17 protein-coding genes are annotated in these 16179 nt (G+C 59.8%); 12 read left to right on the forward strand and 5 right to left on the reverse strand.

Annotation, left to right across the window (positions count from 1 at the left end):
* The 5 genes from pdhA to DWB67_RS07435 form a co-directional block, all read right to left on the reverse strand.
* Entirely contained in the window at nucleotides 1–1035 is a 1035-nt protein-coding gene (gene pdhA, locus DWB67_RS07415; RefSeq protein WP_119806876.1) for a pyruvate dehydrogenase (acetyl-transferring) E1 component subunit alpha, read from the reverse strand.
* Nucleotides 1036–1141: 106 nt separating this feature from the next.
* A complete protein-coding gene (locus DWB67_RS07420; protein WP_119806877.1) occupies nucleotides 1142–1435 on the reverse strand; it encodes a septum formation initiator family protein in 294 nt (97 codons plus the stop codon).
* Nucleotides 1436–1495: 60 nt separating this feature from the next.
* Nucleotides 1496–2275 carry a 23S rRNA (adenine(2030)-N(6))-methyltransferase RlmJ gene (locus tag DWB67_RS07425; RefSeq protein WP_119806878.1) on the reverse strand — a complete coding sequence of 260 codons (780 nt, stop codon included), beginning with the start codon at nucleotides 2273–2275 and terminating at the stop codon, nucleotides 1496–1498.
* Nucleotides 2276–2314: 39 nt separating this feature from the next.
* Nucleotides 2315–2527: a DUF2945 domain-containing protein gene (locus tag DWB67_RS07430; protein ID WP_119806879.1), complete on the reverse strand. Its 213-nt coding sequence runs from the start codon at nucleotides 2525–2527 to the stop codon at nucleotides 2315–2317.
* Nucleotides 2528–2957: 430 nt separating this feature from the next.
* Nucleotides 2958–3185 carry a DUF1127 domain-containing protein gene (locus tag DWB67_RS07435; protein WP_119806880.1) on the reverse strand — a complete coding sequence of 76 codons (228 nt, stop codon included), beginning with the start codon at nucleotides 3183–3185 and terminating at the stop codon, nucleotides 2958–2960.
* A gap of 337 nt (nucleotides 3186–3522) precedes the next feature.
* Between DWB67_RS07435 and DWB67_RS07440 the strand changes: the two genes are divergently transcribed.
* The 12 genes from DWB67_RS07440 (at nucleotide 3523) to rpsI (ending at nucleotide 15915) form a co-directional block, all read left to right on the forward strand.
* Nucleotides 3523–4608, forward strand: coding sequence for an Mrp/NBP35 family ATP-binding protein (locus DWB67_RS07440; protein ID WP_119806881.1), 1086 nt, complete (start codon nucleotides 3523–3525; stop codon nucleotides 4606–4608).
* Nucleotides 4609–5231: 623 nt separating this feature from the next.
* On the forward strand, nucleotides 5232–5744 hold the full coding sequence (locus DWB67_RS07445) for a division/cell wall cluster transcriptional repressor MraZ (RefSeq protein WP_119806882.1): 513 nt from the start codon (nucleotides 5232–5234) through the stop codon (nucleotides 5742–5744).
* A 4-nt stretch (nucleotides 5745–5748) separates the two neighbouring features.
* Nucleotides 5749–6717 carry a 16S rRNA (cytosine(1402)-N(4))-methyltransferase RsmH gene (rsmH, locus tag DWB67_RS07450; RefSeq protein ID WP_119806883.1) on the forward strand — a complete coding sequence of 323 codons (969 nt, stop codon included), beginning with the start codon at nucleotides 5749–5751 and terminating at the stop codon, nucleotides 6715–6717.
* Complete coding sequence (locus DWB67_RS07455; RefSeq protein ID WP_119806884.1) at nucleotides 6717–7064, forward strand: cell division protein FtsL; 348 nt, start codon at nucleotides 6717–6719, stop codon at nucleotides 7062–7064. The genes rsmH and DWB67_RS07455 overlap by 1 nt, the downstream gene beginning before the upstream one ends.
* Complete coding sequence (locus DWB67_RS07460) at nucleotides 7061–8893, forward strand: penicillin-binding protein 2 (protein WP_119806885.1); 1833 nt, start codon at nucleotides 7061–7063, stop codon at nucleotides 8891–8893. The genes DWB67_RS07455 and DWB67_RS07460 overlap by 4 nt, the downstream gene beginning before the upstream one ends.
* Complete coding sequence (locus DWB67_RS07465; RefSeq protein ID WP_182911519.1) at nucleotides 8890–10389, forward strand: UDP-N-acetylmuramoyl-L-alanyl-D-glutamate--2,6-diaminopimelate ligase; 1500 nt, start codon at nucleotides 8890–8892, stop codon at nucleotides 10387–10389. The genes DWB67_RS07460 and DWB67_RS07465 overlap by 4 nt, the downstream gene beginning before the upstream one ends.
* The gene (gene murF / locus DWB67_RS07470) at nucleotides 10386–11756 is read left to right on the forward strand and encodes a UDP-N-acetylmuramoyl-tripeptide--D-alanyl-D-alanine ligase (RefSeq protein WP_119806887.1); all 1371 of its coding nucleotides are present in this window, start codon (nucleotides 10386–10388) and stop codon (nucleotides 11754–11756) included. Before DWB67_RS07465 ends, murF begins: the two co-directional genes overlap by 4 nt.
* A 4-nt stretch (nucleotides 11757–11760) precedes the next feature.
* Nucleotides 11761–12843: a phospho-N-acetylmuramoyl-pentapeptide-transferase gene (gene mraY, locus DWB67_RS07475; RefSeq protein ID WP_119806888.1), complete on the forward strand. Its 1083-nt coding sequence runs from the start codon at nucleotides 11761–11763 to the stop codon at nucleotides 12841–12843.
* A gap of 63 nt (nucleotides 12844–12906) precedes the next feature.
* Nucleotides 12907–14313 carry a UDP-N-acetylmuramoyl-L-alanine--D-glutamate ligase gene (gene murD, locus DWB67_RS07480; RefSeq protein WP_119806889.1) on the forward strand — a complete coding sequence of 469 codons (1407 nt, stop codon included), beginning with the start codon at nucleotides 12907–12909 and terminating at the stop codon, nucleotides 14311–14313.
* Nucleotides 14314–14395: 82 nt separating this feature from the next.
* A complete protein-coding gene (locus DWB67_RS07485; protein ID WP_119806890.1) occupies nucleotides 14396–14815 on the forward strand; it encodes a PaaI family thioesterase in 420 nt (139 codons plus the stop codon).
* A 144-nt stretch (nucleotides 14816–14959) separates the two neighbouring features.
* Nucleotides 14960–15424: a 50S ribosomal protein L13 gene (rplM, locus tag DWB67_RS07490; RefSeq protein WP_119806891.1), complete on the forward strand. Its 465-nt coding sequence runs from the start codon at nucleotides 14960–14962 to the stop codon at nucleotides 15422–15424.
* A 2-nt stretch (nucleotides 15425–15426) separates the two neighbouring features.
* The gene (rpsI, locus tag DWB67_RS07495) at nucleotides 15427–15915 is read left to right on the forward strand and encodes a 30S ribosomal protein S9 (RefSeq protein WP_119806929.1); all 489 of its coding nucleotides are present in this window, start codon (nucleotides 15427–15429) and stop codon (nucleotides 15913–15915) included.
* The last annotated feature ends 264 nt before the right edge of the window (nucleotides 15916–16179 follow it).

Raw genomic sequence — 16179 nt, forward strand, 5'->3', positions numbered from 1 at the left:
TCAGGCGTTTTCTTCGGCGCTGCCCTGCGGCAGCTCTTCGGCATAGATGTCGGTCCACAATTCTTCTAAGGCAGGCTCGGGGCTTTCCTTGGCGAATTCGGCGGAATCATTGACGATGTCTTTGATTTCCTTGTCCAGCGCCTTCAATTCTTCTTCGGTCGCATGATTGCCTTGGGTCAGCAATTCGCGGATGTTCTCGATCGGATCACGTTCGTCGCGCATTTTCTGCACTTCTTCACGGCTGCGGTATTTCGCAGGGTCCGACATCGAGTGACCACGATAGCGGTAGGTCATGATTTCGAGGATGTAGGGGCCTTTGCCCGCACGGCAATGCGCCACGGCTTTTTCACCAGCAGCTTTGACCGCCAGCACGTCCATGCCGTCAACCTGTTCGCCCTCGATCCCGAAGGCGGTGCCGCGACCGAACAGCGTCGTCGATTTGGTCGACCGCTTGACCGAGGTGCCCATGGCATATTGGTTGTTCTCGATCACGAAAACGACCGGCAGGTCCCATTGGGCTGCCATGTTATAGGATTCGTAAACCTGACCCTGGTTCGCAGCACCATCACCGAAATAGGTGAAGGTGACATTGTCATTGCCAAGGTATTTGTCGGCAAATGCCAGACCGGCGCCCAACGGCACCTGCGCTGCTACAATGCCGTGACCGCCATAAAAATGCTTTTCGCGGCTGAACATATGCATGCTGCCGCCTTTGCCTTTGGAATAGCCGTCTTGACGGCCGGTCAGCTCGGCCATGACGCCGCGTGCTTCCATGCCGCAGGCCAGCATGTGACCGTGGTCGCGATAGCTGGTAATGCGCTTATCGCCTTCTTTGGCGCAGGCTTCGAGGCCGACAACAACAGCTTCCTGACCGATGTACAGGTGGCAGAAGCCCCCGATCAGGCCCATGCCGTAAAGCTGTCCGGCTTTTTCTTCGAATCGGCGGATCAGCAGCATGTCACGATAGTATTGCAGCAGCTCGTCCTTCGAAATATTCGAAGGCGCCTCCGTTTGGGGGCTGGGTTTTCTGGCCATGCGGCGTATCCTCCTGGAGCGTGGTCGGGATAGTTCAGCGTTAAACTAATTCGTAACCCATCGGTGCAACCCGTGCAATGGTGGTCAAAACGACCACCGGACCGGTTCAGCGCAGGATGATTTCATCCGAACGCAGCAGGCCCAGAACCTCGCGGGCGCGTTCGTCCAGCAGGTCAAGGTCCAGATAATTATCGGAAAGCCGATGGGTCAGATTTTCAATTTCTTCGACTTCAGCGCGCAATTCATCGCGCTGGACTTCCAGATCGGCGGTTTCAGCCTCGATCTGGATGCGGCGCAGTATCCCCGATGGCCCCTGCACAGCGGCATAGGCAAAATAAAGCCCCAACCCGAAGATAATGATCAGATAGATGGTGGCACCGATTGACAGGCGTTGGGGCATCGGGAAGTTCCTTATGGCAGGCAGATCATGCCACAGCGCAACCGGCGGGGGAATCCCCGACTAGGCGCGGTCGCGAAAGATCGCCTCTAGTTTTCTGGCTTCTTCGGCAAGGCCCCAAGGCGGATTGATTACGAACATTCCCGAACCAATCATGGAATGGCCGTCACGGGCGGGTGGGAATCGCACCTCGGACAGCAGCGCATCGGGAAACTGGCTGGTCAGTTGGGCTGTCATGGCCAGATGCCGGTGATCCGTCAGAATCGGGTACCATAGCGCAATGACGCCGACATTCCATTTGCGGGCTAACAGACCGATCTGGCGGGGAACAATGTCGTATTCGGCTTTGATTTCATAGCTGGGGTCGATTAGCACCATCCCCCGCCGCGGGGTCGGCGGGCAAAGCGCCTGCGCCATTTCGAATCCGTCCCGCGAATGCAGCGTTGCAAAGCCCGCAACATCGCGCAGTGCTTCCAGTTCGGCAGGGTGCAATTCGGCCAGATGGATACGGTCGTCGGGGCGGATGAAATGCGCGGCAATTAGTGGCGATCCCGGATAGACGTTCGGTCCGCGCGTTTTGCGGATGGCGGCCAGCGCGCGCATCAGCGGGTGATCATCGGGCAGCCATTCGTCGGCAGCAGCACGGCCGATACCGGCCTTAGCTTCACCTGTTTTTTGCGATTCGGGGCCTGTCAGATCATAAAGCCCCCGACCGGCATGGGTTTCCAGATAGGACAGGGGTTTGTCCTTGCGGCCAAGATAATCCATGGCGACGGCAAGCAGCGCGTGCTTGTGCAGATCGGCCAGATTTCCTGCGTGATAGGCGTGTTGATAACTAAGCATGTCGGGAACTTATCGCTGTTTCACCGGCACGGAAAGACGTCAATCAGCGCGCGTTACCTCGGACCGGCTTTTCAACACCTGCGCCCCGTCATCCTGTTCGATCAGATAGGCCGGTTCGTCATCGCTAGCTTGGCGTTTTATCGTGCTGCCGTTGATGTCCTTGCTGACGTCTTCCCGAAAGATCTGGCTGATCTTCCCCGTCGCAGTATGGCCTGCCCAATTCCACTGAACCTTGGTGCCTTCACGCAGCATAATGTCACCCCCTGTAATCGCCTGTTCCGGAAAGGAATGCGCGACAGGAATGACAGTTCCGAAGCTGGAAATGAAAATGCGGCGACCCCAGGGAGGAGGAGGGGGTCGCCGCGCAACGTCGGCCCAGGGAGGAGGAGGGGCCGCGTATAGGGTGCGGTGTCAGCCAGGGAGGAGGAGGGCTTTCACCGCGAACACCGGGGTCTCAGGGAGGAGGAGGAGACCCGGCGTAACCGTGTGCCGCAAATAGGGCGGCTATGGAGTGTGCGGCAACCTCCGGGAGGAGGTAGAGATTGCCGCTTTCCGCGTGAAACCCGGGGAGGAGGGTCGGGTTCCTGCGTAACTTTGGGCAACATCCCCTAGGGAGGAGGAGAGAAGAGGATGTTGCCAGTCCCGACCAAAGGGAGGAGGAGTTGGTCGGAAATTCGAATTCTTACTGTGCCGATCCCCAAGCCGCTTCGCGGGCCAGACGGGTGATCATGGTGCGGTTGATGCCCAGATCGTTCAGATCGCGGGTCGTCAGGGCGTTCAGTTCACGCACGGTCTGGCGGTAAACAGCGCGGCGGGCGCGGTTTTCCTGCATCCGCTGGATCGCGGTCAGCAGGCGGCTACGAAGGCCGGCGTCAACGGTGACGTTCTGTGCTTGGGCGAAAACAGCCATGGTGGGTATCCTTTCGGTTCATCTCGTCTGCCGGACCCGGATTGGTTCGGCGTTTCGTTGAGATGAAGATGGACCTTGTGGCGTCGATGCACAACGCACGGTTTGCGAATGCTGCCATGCAGCAAATGCATGACTGATGCTGATCTATCTTCGCCGTTAACGATGAATTAACGTCATAAAATTGAAACAGTACATTTGTTAGCGGTCACGCTGCACATGCAAAACCTATGCGTTTGAAAGCGGTTAGCGACCTTGCGGCACGGATTGTCGCAGGGGGTGTTGAGGCGCGGGCTTCTGTGCTTCATGGTGTCCAGCACATAAGACACAGGTTCCTTACATGTCCGTTACACGCGAAGCGATCCTTACGGCAATTACAGATATCCCCCTTCCGCAGGGGGGAACACTGGGTCAAGCCGACCTTGTCAGGGCCATTACGGTCGACAACGGTACGGTGCGATTCGTCCTCGAGGTCGAGAATGCGGCCACTGCCAAGGCCTATGAGCCCGTCGAGGCCGAGGCCAAAGCCCGCCTGATGGCGATGGAGGGCGTCACCACCGTCCAGATCGTCATGACAGCCCCTGCGAAAGCCGCGCCGCCCAAAGCGGTGTCGGGTCAGGCGCCGTCCCTGAAGATCGGCGGCCACCCGACAGCACAATCGGGTCCGCAGGCCGTTCCCGGTGTCCGCAATATTATTGCCATCGGGTCCGGCAAGGGCGGAGTGGGGAAATCCACCGTCACCTCGAACCTCGCTGTGGCTTTGGCAAAGGCCGGTCGTAAGGTCGGTTTGCTGGACGCAGATATCTATGGTCCGTCCCAGCCACGTATGATGGGTCTGTCGGGGCGTCCGGCCAGCCCCGATGGCCAGCGCATCGAACCGCTGCACGCCCATGGCGTCACGGTCATGTCGATCGGTCTGATGCTGAAAGAGGGCGAGGCGCTGGTCTGGCGCGGTCCCATGCTTCAGGGCGCCCTGCAGCAATTGCTGCAACAGGTCAATTGGGGAGAGTTGGACGTCCTGCTGATCGACCTGCCGCCGGGCACCGGTGATGTGCAGCTTAGCCTGTGCCAGAAAGCTCCGGTGACGGGGGCGATTATCGTCTCGACCCCGCAGGATGTTGCGTTGCTGGATGCGCGCCGCGCCATCGACATGTTCGGCAAGCTGAAAACGCCGGTGCTGGGACTGATCGAAAACATGTCCTCTTATATATGCCCCAGTTGCGGCCATGAGGCCCATCTGTTCGGTCACGGCGGCGTCGCATCTGAGGCGAAGGCGCTGGATCTGCCCTTCCTTGGCGAACTGCCCTTGGAGCTAGAGGTCCGCCTTGCTGGCGATTCGGGTCGTCCAGTTGCCTTGGGCGAAGGTGCGGTCGCCGATGCTTATGCCCGCCTTGCAGATCGTCTGGTTCAGGGCGGAATGGCCTAAGGCCCCGGTCAGGGAGAACACGGGACACACGGGATTTCACGGGAGGCTGCGGCAACGCAGCCTCCCGTTGTCGTGATGGCCTGTGATGATGTGTTAAGCTTTCGTGAATTTCCTGCGTTGGAGGCGTATTTGCTGTTGGACTGTGCCAATCCTGCCGCAATTCGGGAAAAATAACGGCGCGCCTGCAACTTCCACATTTGGTGTTGTGATAATGCAACAATACTACAGGTGGGGTGTTTAGGTCCGTTTCGGGCGATTCGTCGCAAATGCGGTGTCGCTTCGCATCGGCGGAATGCCGAGCATCGGCGAAGTTGCCCGTTGCTTCCCATGAATTCCCATGTCACAACGAATTCACGAAAACGGGCAGTTGAAACGGGGCGAAAAGACCCCAAGAAGGCGAAGCAGACTTCATACAGGCAACCGTTTTCCAAATAGACTGATCCGCCGCGTGCGAGCAGCGCCTTCCCCAAGGTGGCGCGCGACAGGGTCGGCAACCAACCCCGAAAAGGGGCCCGGGTAACGGGAACGAGGGCGGCGGATCGAGCAGTGGCAGCAGCTCGGTCCGCCCTTTCTCTTTCCGGGGTTCGGAAAAGAGGGCAGGACAGTGAGGGCGGGCGCAAAAGGTGGCGCGAAAGTTCAGAGGCACCGAAACCGTCAAGGTTGACAGCAAGGGTCGCATGTCGATTCCCGCGCGCCTCCGGCGTGTCTTTGATGCCGGTGATCCCGGCTTTTCCGCATCCGGCAGCGGGCGCACCCAGCTGGTGGCTGTTTACGGCCCCGACTGGTGGAACTGGCTGGAACTTTACAGCATCGAGGCCATCGAACAGATCGACGACCAGATCGACCGCTTGACGCGCGGCAGTCAGGAACGCCGTTGGCTGGAATTGCTGATGAACGGACAATCCACAGACCTTGAAATCGACCGTGAGGGGCGTCTGGTCCTTCCTGCAAAGCTGCGCGACAAGCTGGGCTTTGCCGAAGGATCCGAAACGACCTTCGAATCGCGTGGCGACTATGTTCAGGTCTATGACCCGACCTCGCGTCCCAAGGACGTGCAGGCGCTTGAAGAATTCACCGCTCAGCATGGCCCGGACTTCGATCCGCGCGCCTTCCTGAACAATATAGACGAGGGGTAGGCCCATGGCTGATCCACATATCCCCGTCCTTCTGAACCCGCTTCTGCGCGCCGTTGCGCCGGTCGGTGGCGTCTGGCTGGACGGAACCTTTGGTGCGGGCGGTTATGCACGCGGACTTCTGGCGGCGGGTGCCGATAAGGTGATCGGTGTCGATCGCGACCCGTCCGTGTTCAGGATGGCCGACGCATGGCGCGGCGAATACGGCGACAGGCTGAAACTGGTCGAAGGCACGTTTTCCGACATGGACAGCCTTGCCGGCGAACAACTGGACGGGGTGGTTCTGGACCTTGGCGTCAGCTCGATGCAGCTGGATCAGGCAGATCGCGGTTTTTCGTTCATGCGTGACGGACCGCTGGATATGCGGATGGGGGGCGATGTTCCCTCGGCAGCCGACCTGCTGAATACAGCAGATGAGGCTGTGATTGCGGATGTCCTTTATCACTACGGCGAAGAACGGGCCTCGCGCCGGATTGCCAAGGCGATTGTGGCGGCGCGTCCGCTGACCCGTACCGCCCAGCTGGCCGAGATTGTGGCATCCTGTTTGCCGCGTCCTAAGTTCGGTCAAAGCCATCCCGCGACCCGCAGCTTTCAGGCCATCCGCATCTGGGTGAATGACGAATTCGGCCAGCTTGTCGCCGGTCTGTCTGCGGCGGAGCGTGCCTTGAAGCCCGGCGGGCAGTTGGCCGTTGTCAGTTTCCATTCGCTGGAAGACCGCATCGTCAAACGGTTCATGCAGGCCCGTTCGGACGGGGGCGGGGCGGGCAACCGCTATGCGCCCGTGACCGAACTGGTGACGCCTGCCTTCAAATTGCTGTTCCGGCGGGCCATCGGGGCTGACCCCGAAGAACTGGACCTGAACCCGCGCGCCCGTTCGGCGCTGTTGCGGGTGGCTGTCCGCACGGATGCGGCTGCGGGTGATATCGATGCAAAATCGCTGTCGATGCCGCGCCTGCCAGCCAAGGGGAATGCCTAATGCGATCGCTTTCCTATTTCGCCGGAATACTGGTGGTGATGGGACTGGCCTTCTGGGCCTATCGCGAAAACTATGCCACGCAGGCCTCGATCGGTGAGATGGCGCAGGTCCAGCGCCAGATCGCCGGCCTGCGCGAAGAACTGGGCGTGATGCGGGCCGAATGGGCCTATCTGAACCGCCCCGAACGGCTGCGTGAATTGGTCGATCTGAATTTCGAACGCCTGCAACTGGTCCCTGTCGACATGGGCCAGTTCGTCGACCTGAACAACATCGATTATCCCAAACCGCCCCCGCCGGTCGATCCTCTGGTCGTCCTGCAGGGTGTAACCCCCGAGGCAAAGCCATGATCCGCACCCCTCTGCGCCCACTGGCCCGCATTCTCCGCGCCCGAGAGCGTGGGGAAAACCCCGATGATATCGAGGCTGAAAACCGCCGGCGTCGGCATGAGGCGGTTCAGGACAAATCGCGGCGGCGCGCCGAGGGGCGGCTGATGCTGATGGCGGGCTGCTTTGCACTGGCCTTCGGAACCGTGGGTATCCGCATGGGGGCCTTGGCTTCCAGCCAGCCGTCGGAACCGCGTGCACAGGTATTGTCGGCGCAAATCATGTCGCAACGGTCGGATATTACTGACCGGCGCGGGCGTATTCTGGCAACGAACCTGCTGACCCATTCGATCTATGCCCACCCGCACCAGATGATTGATCCCGTTGCGGCGGCGCAAGGGTTGGCGCGGATTTTCCCCGATCTGAATGCCGAACGTCTGACCCATGATTTCACGGGCACCCGCAAGTTCATGTGGATCAAGCGCAAGATCAGCCCCGAACAGATGCAGGCCGTCCATGATCTGGGTGAACCGGGATTGCTGTTCGGGCCGCGTGAAATGCGGATCTATCCCAACGGTGATGTCGCCAGCCATGTGCTGGGCGGATCGGGTTTCGGAAATGAGGGTGTGAACAGCGCCGAGGTGATCGGCATTGCCGGTGTCGAAAAAGCCTTCGATGCGTGGCTGCGCGATCCGGCCAATGATGGTGCGCCGCTGTCGCTGTCCATCGATCTGACTCTGCAACAGGCTATGGAAGACGTGCTGGCCTCCGGCATGGACATCATGAGCGCAAAGGGTGCCACCGGCGTCCTGATGGAAGTTGCCACGGGTGAGGTTCTGGCCATGGCCAGCCTTCCCGATTTCGACCCCAATGACCGCCCGCGTCCCTTGCTGACGGGCGATGCATCTGACAGTCCGCTGTTCAACCGCGCGGTTCAGGGCCAATACGAATTGGGTTCGACCTTCAAGATCTTCCCGATGGCGCAGGCGCTTGATCTGGGCTTGATCAATCCCTCGACGGGGATCAGTGGCAAGATGCCGATCAAGATCGGCAAGTTCCTGATTAACGATTTCCACAACTACGGCGATATTTTAAGCGCCACCGATATTATCGTCAAATCCTCGAACGTCGGTACGGTGCGCGTCGCGCAGATGATCGGGGTCGAGCGTCAGAAGGACTTTCTGGAAAAGCTGGGCCTGTTCGAACCGACCCCCATTGAACTGGTCGAGGCACCCACCGGTCAACCGCTGGTTCCACGCCGCTGGCCTGCGGTGACGGCAGCCACGGTCAGCTTCGGGCACGGTCTGGCCGCCAGCCCGCTGCATCTGGCGACAGCCTATGCCACGATTGCGAATTCCGGTCGTCGTGTGACGCCGACGCTGATCCATGACCGCAAAATGCCAGTAGGTGACCAGATCCTGTCGCCGCGTGCCGCTGCCATGGCCATCGATATGCTGCGTCAGGTGGTGACGCGCGGCACGGCCCGCAACGCCGATGTCGAAGGCTATGAAATTGCGGGCAAGACCGGCACCGCCGACAAACCGCGTCCCAGTGGCGGCTACTACAAGAATAAGGTGATCGCGACCTTCGCCTCTATTTTTCCGGCCAGCGATCCGAAATACGTGCTGATTGTCGCGCTGGACGAACCCAGTGTCGAAACGGGTTATGGCGGTGAAAGCCGGACCGCGGGCTATACTGCGGTGCCTGTTGCCGCCGAAATGATCCGCCGCATCGGTCCTTTGTTGGGATTGTCGCCGATCGGTGACGAAAAACTGCCGACGATACAGGCTCGCTTCGAACCCCGTGTTGAACCCGAGGAAGCGACTGGGATAAAGCTCGTCGCAAATCAATGACGGGTGGGACTGTGAGCCAGGACAGAGTGACGCTTTCGCAATTGGGGCTGCGTGCACGCGATGCACGCGACCCCGATATTACCGGACTGTCGATCGACAGCCGCACGGTCAAGCCGGGACATCTGTTTGCAGCGCTGCCCGGTTCGGCGGTGCATGGCGGTGAGTTTATCCAATACGCTTTGCGGATGCAGGCCGCCGCGATCCTGACAGATCGTGAAGGCGCGCGCATCGCAGCCGACGTGCTGGCCGACTGGGACGGGGCTTTGGTCGTGGCCGAAGACCCGCGGGCGGCACTGGCAAGTGCGGCGTCCTTGTGGTTCCGCTGGCAGCCCGACCATCTGGTCGCGGTCACCGGCACCTCGGGGAAGACCAGCGTTGCCAGCTTTACGCGCCAGATTTGGCAGCTGTTGGGTCACAGCGCGATCAGCCTTGGAACGATGGGTGTCGAAGGCGATTTCAGCGCAAAGCTGGCCCATACGACGCCCGATCCCCTGACCCTGCATACCGTTCTGGCCGATGCGACCCGCGCCGGCGTTACCCATGCCGCGATGGAGGCATCCAGCCACGGTCTGGATCAGCGCCGTCTGGATGGTGCCCGCGTTCAGGCAGGTGCCTTTACGAATTTCAGTCAGGACCATCTGGATTACCACGCGGGTTTTGACGAATATTTCGCGGCCAAGGCGCTGCTGTTCAACCATATCCTGCAAGATGGGGCCTCGGCGATCATCAATATCGACAGCCTGCGTGGCCGTCAGATGCTGGACATCGCTCAAGACCGCGGCTTGGCTGTCACAACGGTCGGTACGCACCCCGATGCAATGCTGCGGATTTTGGGCCAGCGTTATGATGCGACGGGGCAGGATCTGCGATTTTCCGTGATGGGCCAGACGCATATGGTGCGGCTGGGCCTGATCGGCGGCTTTCAGGCGGAAAACGTGCTGGCGGCGATGGGGCTTTGCCTTGCGTCAGGTGATTCCGCGCAAGCCATCATCGAGGCGTTGCCGCAACTGGCGACGGTGCGTGGCAGGATGCAGCTGGTCGCACAGCGTGAAAACGGCGCGGCGGTTTTTGTCGATTACGCCCATAAGCCCGGCGCATTGGTCGCCGCGCTGCAATCGCTGCGTCCGCATGTGATGGGCCGGATTGTGGTTGTGATGGGGGCCGGCGGTGATCGCGACACGGGCAAACGTCCTTTGATGGGTGAAGCCGCGCGTGACTTTGCCGATGTGGTGATCGTGACCGACGACAACCCGCGTTCCGAAGACCCTGCCACCATCCGCGCCGCCGTCATGGCAGGTGCCGGAACAGAGGCGACGCAGATCGGTGACCGCGCCGAGGCGATCTTGCGCGGGGTTGATGCCCTGCAACCGGGTGATGCGCTGTTGATCGCGGGCAAGGGCCATGAAACCGGCCAGATTGTCGGCCATGATGTGTACCCCTTTGACGACGCCGAACAGGCCTCGGTTGCGGTTGCCGCATTGGATGGCCGGATATGAGCCTGTGGACCGCGAAAGACGCCGCCGCCGCGACGGGCGGGCAGGCGCAAGGCGATTGGGCTGTGGATGGTGTGTCCATCGACACCCGCACCATTGCTGCGGGTGATCTGTTCGTGGCCTTGCAGGCTGCGCGCGACGGGCATGATTTTGTGGCGCAGGCTTTGGCCAAGGGGGCGGGGGCCGCGCTGGTCACGCATGTTCCCGAAGGGGTCGCAGCGGATGCGCCGCTGCTGATCGTGCCGAACGTCCTGACCGCGCTTGAGGATCTGGGCCGCGCCGGACGTGCGCGTACGCAGGCCAAGGTGATTGCGATTACAGGGTCGGTCGGCAAAACCTCGACCAAGGATATGGCGCGGGTGGCTTTGGCGGGGCAGGGGCATATCCATGCTGCCGAGGCCAGCTATAACAACCACTGGGGCGTGCCGCTGACCTTGGCGCGCATGCCGGTGGATACGGATTTCGCCATCATCGAGATTGGGATGAGCAATCCCGGTGAAATCGAACCTCTGTCACGGATGACCCGCCCGCATGTGGCGATGATCACGACGGTTGCCCCGGCACATTTGCAGGCATTCGGGGCCATTGAAGGGATTGCCCGTGAAAAGGGTGCGATCTTTCAGGGTCTTCAGGCCATCGGGACGGCCATCATCCCCGAAGACCTGCCCGTGACCCAGATCCTGCGCGATTGCGCGGATGAGGCTGGTGCCATTCTGGTCGGATTTGGTGACCACGGCGCGGCCAAGCTGATGCGGGCACAGGTCAGGGACGGCATCCTGAACTGCCACGCCCGCATTCAGGGCGAGACGGTGATTTTCACCCTGCCCACGACCGGCAAGCATTTCGCCATGAACGCGGTCGGCGTGCTGGCGGCGCTGGCGGCGGCAGGGGCCGATTTCAAGGCTGCGGCCAAGGCGATGTCGAACTGGCATCCGCCAAAAGGGCGCGGCGCGGTCGAGGATCTGGACGGTATCCAGCTGATCGACGATGCCTTCAACGCCAATCCTGTATCACTGGCAGCGGGTCTTGCCACGCTGGCGGGCCTGTCCGGCGACCGCCGCGTTGCCATTCTGGGCGATATGCTGGAACTGGGCGATGATGAAATCGCCCTGCATCGCGCGGTGGCAGATGATCCGGCAATGGCGTCGGTTGATCTGATCCATACTGCGGGTCCGCTGATGCGGCATCTGCATGACGACCTGCCTGAAGCCAAGCGTGGTCTTTGGGCGGAAAACGCAACTGATTTGGCCGCGCAACTGCCCGATCTGGTGAAAGCCGGTGACGTGGTGCTGGTCAAGGGATCGAAATCCTCGCGGATTTCGACGGTGGTTAATGCGCTGCGGGCGCGCGCTGCCCAAAATAAAGGATAACGCCATGTTATACTGGCTAAGCTATCTGTCCGAGGGGGGGGATTTTTTCAACCTCTTCCGGTATATCACCTTCAGGGCAGGGGCGGCGTTCTTTACCGCGCTAATCTTTGGTTTCATCTTTGGACGTCCCTTGATCAACTATCTGCGCCGCGTGCAGAAGAAGGGTCAGCCGATCCGTGATGATGGTCCTGAAAGCCATCTGTCCAAGGCGGGAACGCCGACGATGGGCGGCCTGCTGATCCTGTCGGCGTTGTTGATCACGACCCTGCTTTGGGCGCGGCTTGACAACGGCTATGTCTGGATTGTCATGCTGGTGACGGCGGGCTTTGCGGGGATCGGCTTTGCCGATGATTATGCCAAGGTGTCAAAGCATAACACCAAGGGCGTCAGTTCGCGCATCCGCATGGGCTTGGGGCTCCTGATTGCGGCACTGGCAGCCATCGCCGCCAGCTGGCTGCATCCGGACGAGCTGTCGAACCAGCTGGCCTTGCCGATTTTCAAGGATGTTCTGGTCAATCTGTCCTTCATGTTCATCCCCTTTGCGATGATCGTGATCGTCGGGTCCGCCAATGCGGTCAACCTGACGGACGGTCTGGACGGTCTGGCCATCATGCCGGTGATGATCGCGGCGGGCACGCTTGGCGTCATTGCCTATACGGTCGGTCGCGTTGATTTCACCGAATATCTGGGCGTCCACCATGTCCCCGGCACGGGCGAGATTCTGGTCTTTGTCGCCGCCCTGATCGGCGGGGGTCTTGGCTTCTTGTGGTATAACGCCCCGCCTGCAGCGGTCTTTATGGGCGATACCGGCAGCCTTGCCTTGGGTGGTGCCCTTGGTGCGATTGCCGTCGTGACCAAGCACGAAATCGTTCTAGCCATCGTCGGTGGTCTGTTCGTGGTCGAGGCGCTAAGCGTCATCATTCAGGTTCTGTATTTCAAGAAGACCGGCAAGCGTGTGTTCCTGATGGCCCCCATCCATCACCACTTCGAAAAAAAGGGCTGGGGCGAGGCGCAGATCGTCATCCGTTTCTGGATCATCTCTTTGATCCTTGCGTTGATCGGTCTGGCGACGTTGAAACTTCGCTAAGGCTTTGGGTTTTGCCACGGTGCGGGGGCACAATGTCCCCGTTTTTCAGACAGGTGAGATAAGATGATTCCCGTTGAAGGCGTAGAAGGCCAGACCATTGCCGTTCTGGGTTTGGGTCGTTCCGGCAAGGCCACTGCCGCGGCACTGGCTGCTGGTGGGGCCGATGTGATTGCATGGGATGACGGCGTCGATACGCGTCAGGCCGCGCAGGATGCGGGTCTGAAGATCGTCGATCTGACGCGGGATGACGGCTGGCATGGGGTGACGTCACTTATCGTCTCGCCCGGGATTCCGCATCTTTATCCCGCGCCGCATCCGGTGATCGAAAAAGCCTATCGTCTGGGCGTTCCCGTCGACAATGATATCGGCCTGTTCTTTCGCAGCTATGCAACGGCTGATTGGGGCGGGTTCGACAAATCGCCGCGTGTGATTGCTGTCACGGGGTCGAACGGGAAATCGACCACGACTGCGTTGATACATCATATCCTGATGGAATGCGGACGTCCGACGCAAATGGGCGGGAACATCGGCACCGGTGTCCTGTCGCTTGACCCCGCCGAGGATGGCGAGGTGGTGGTGCTGGAACTGTCCAGTTACCAGACCGATCTGGCGCGGTCTTTGACCCCCGATGTGGCGGTATTTACCAACCTGTCTGCTGATCATCTGGACCGTCACGCGGGTCTGGGCGGATATTTCGCCGCCAAACGGCGTCTGTTTGCCGAAGGCGGCCCCGACCGCGCCGTGATCGGCGTCGATGAACCAGAAGGTCTGTATCTGGCCGGACAGTTGGCGGTTGCGCCCTCTGACGATCGGGTGATCCGTATTTCTTCGGGGCAAAAGCTGGATCACGGGGCTTGGTCGGTCTTTGCGCGTAAGGGTTTTCTGTCGGAATACCGCAAGGGACGTCAGGCTGCCTCGATCGATTTGCGGGCGGTGCGCGGCCTGCCCGGCGCCCATAACCACCAGAACGCCTGCGCCGCCTATGCTGCCTGTCGGGCGGTCGGCCTTGCGCCCCGCCAGATTGAAGCCGCATTGCACAGCTTTTCCGGCCTGCCGCATCGCAGCCAGACCGTGGCGGACATCAATGGCGTCCGCTATGTCAATGACTCCAAGGCGACGAATGTCGATGCCGCCGCTAAGGCACTGCAGGCCTTCAAGCAGATCCGCTGGATTGCCGGTGGCCTTGGCAAAGACGGTGGTATCGCAGCATTGGCCCCGCATTTGGGGCAGGTCACAAAAGCCTATCTGATCGGCCATTCGGCACGCGATTTCGCATTGGAAATCGGCAAGACGCCTTATGAGATTTGCGAGACGATGGAACAGGCCGTCGCTTGCGCCGCGGCTGATGCTCAAAACGGGGATACCGTCCTTCTGGCACCTGCCGCAGCAAGCTTCGATCAATATCCGAACTTTGAAAAGCGGGGCGAAGATTTTGTCCGGCTTGTTCAGGCATTGCAAAGTCGGGACTGATATCGGGCAGAACGCCTTCTCTCTTGATCCCGTCGTGGTTTCGGCGAAAGCTTTGCCATGGTGGGGCAGGGGAGGGGGGCTTATGTCGATTGTCATGGATGCCGATGCGCTGAACGCATTTCTGTCCGCCGATTTTCCACAGGTCGCAAGCGACTTCCAGATAGAGACTGTCAGTCCCGATATTCTGGTCGCGCGGCTGAAGGTCGGGGCAGGGCATTTGCGACCCGGTGGAACGGTCAGCGGACCATCCATGTTCGCCTTGGCCGATCTGGCGGTCTATTGCGCCATCCTGTCGCGGATCGGTCCGGTCGGTCTGGCAGTCACGACAAATGCCTCGATCGACTTTATGCGAAAGCCTGTGGCAGGCGCGGATTTGCTGGCAAATTGTCGTATCCTGAAATTGGGACGCGTGCTGGCTGTGGCAGATGTCTTAGTCATGTCCAGCGGAATACCTGATCCAGTCGCGAGGTGTTCGATGACCTATTCGATTCCACCAAAATAAGTGATATAAATTGGGGTATTCAAATACCTTTATTTTAAGCGTCTGTTTTCATGAAATTAATTGACCAGTAATGGTCTTGACGTGACGCGCGCAATCTTCGATACACCGCCATCTCTAGTGATTACGACCCTGAAGGGACGACAGATGAAAACCTTTACCGCAAAACCGGCGGATATCGAGAAGAAGTGGATCTTGATCGACGCTGAAGGCGTCGTTCTGGGCCGTCTTGCTACGATCGTCGCCAGCCGCCTGCGCGGCAAGCACAAGCCTACGTTCACGCCGCACATGGATATGGGCGACAACGTTATCATCATCAACGCCGACAAGGTGCAGATGACCGGTAACAAGCGTGAAGACAAGAAATACTACTGGCACACCGGCCACCCGGGCGGCATCAAGCACCGCACCGCAGCACAGATCCTGGACGGCGCCCACCCCGAGCGCGTCGTGATCAAAGCTGTCGAGCGTATGATCAGCCGCAACAAGCTGGGCAAGCAGCAGATGACGCACCTGCGCGTTTATGCCGGCGCGGAGCATGGTCACGAAGCACAGCAGCCCGAAGTTCTGGACGTTAAAGTTCTGAACCCCAAAAATACCCGGAGCGCATGATCATGGTCGAAGACATCAAAACTCTGGATGATTTGAAATCCGCCGTGTCCGGCACTTCGGCTGATGCAGCCGTTGCTGTCTCCCACGAACCGCAGATCGACGATCTGGGCCGTTCCTATGCAACCGGCAAGCGTAAAGACGCTGTTGCGCGCGTTTGGGTCAAGCCGGGTTCGGGCAAGGTTATCGTGAACGGTAAGGACATCAACGCATACTTCGCGCGTCCCGTTCTGCAGATGATCCTGCGCCAGCCTTTCGACGTTGCCGGCGTTGCCGATCAGTATGACGTGGTTGCAACCGTCAAAGGCGGTGGTTTGTCGGGTCAGGCCGGTGCGGTCAAGCACGGCATCAGTCAGGCACTGCAACTGCACCAGCCCGGCCTGCGCGCCGCGCTGAAAGCAGCTGGCTTCCTGACGCGCGACAGCCGTGTTGTGGAACGTAAGAAGTATGGCCGTGCCAAAGCACGCCGTAGCTTCCAGTTCTCGAAGCGCTGATTCTTCAGCTTGCATCGTTTGTTTGCGAAAGCGCGGCCCGTTCGGGTCGCGCTTTTTGCGTTATAGGGTAAGATTCGTCATTTCTACCAAGCTAGTCAGTATTTCGGGGTTAAGAATAGCTTAATATTTGCCTATTTTTCGATATTTTGCAGAAAAATTCCTGAATCTGTCATTTTTCTGCTTGCGCCTTTGGATTGGTTTGCCTAAACACCGCTTCACCGAAGACGGGAACGTTGACGGTGCGGGAAGATTGGCGCTGCGGTG

It is taken from the genome of Paracoccus sp. JM45 (genome assembly GCF_003590715.1).
Lineage (GTDB): Bacteria > Pseudomonadota > Alphaproteobacteria > Rhodobacterales > Rhodobacteraceae > Paracoccus.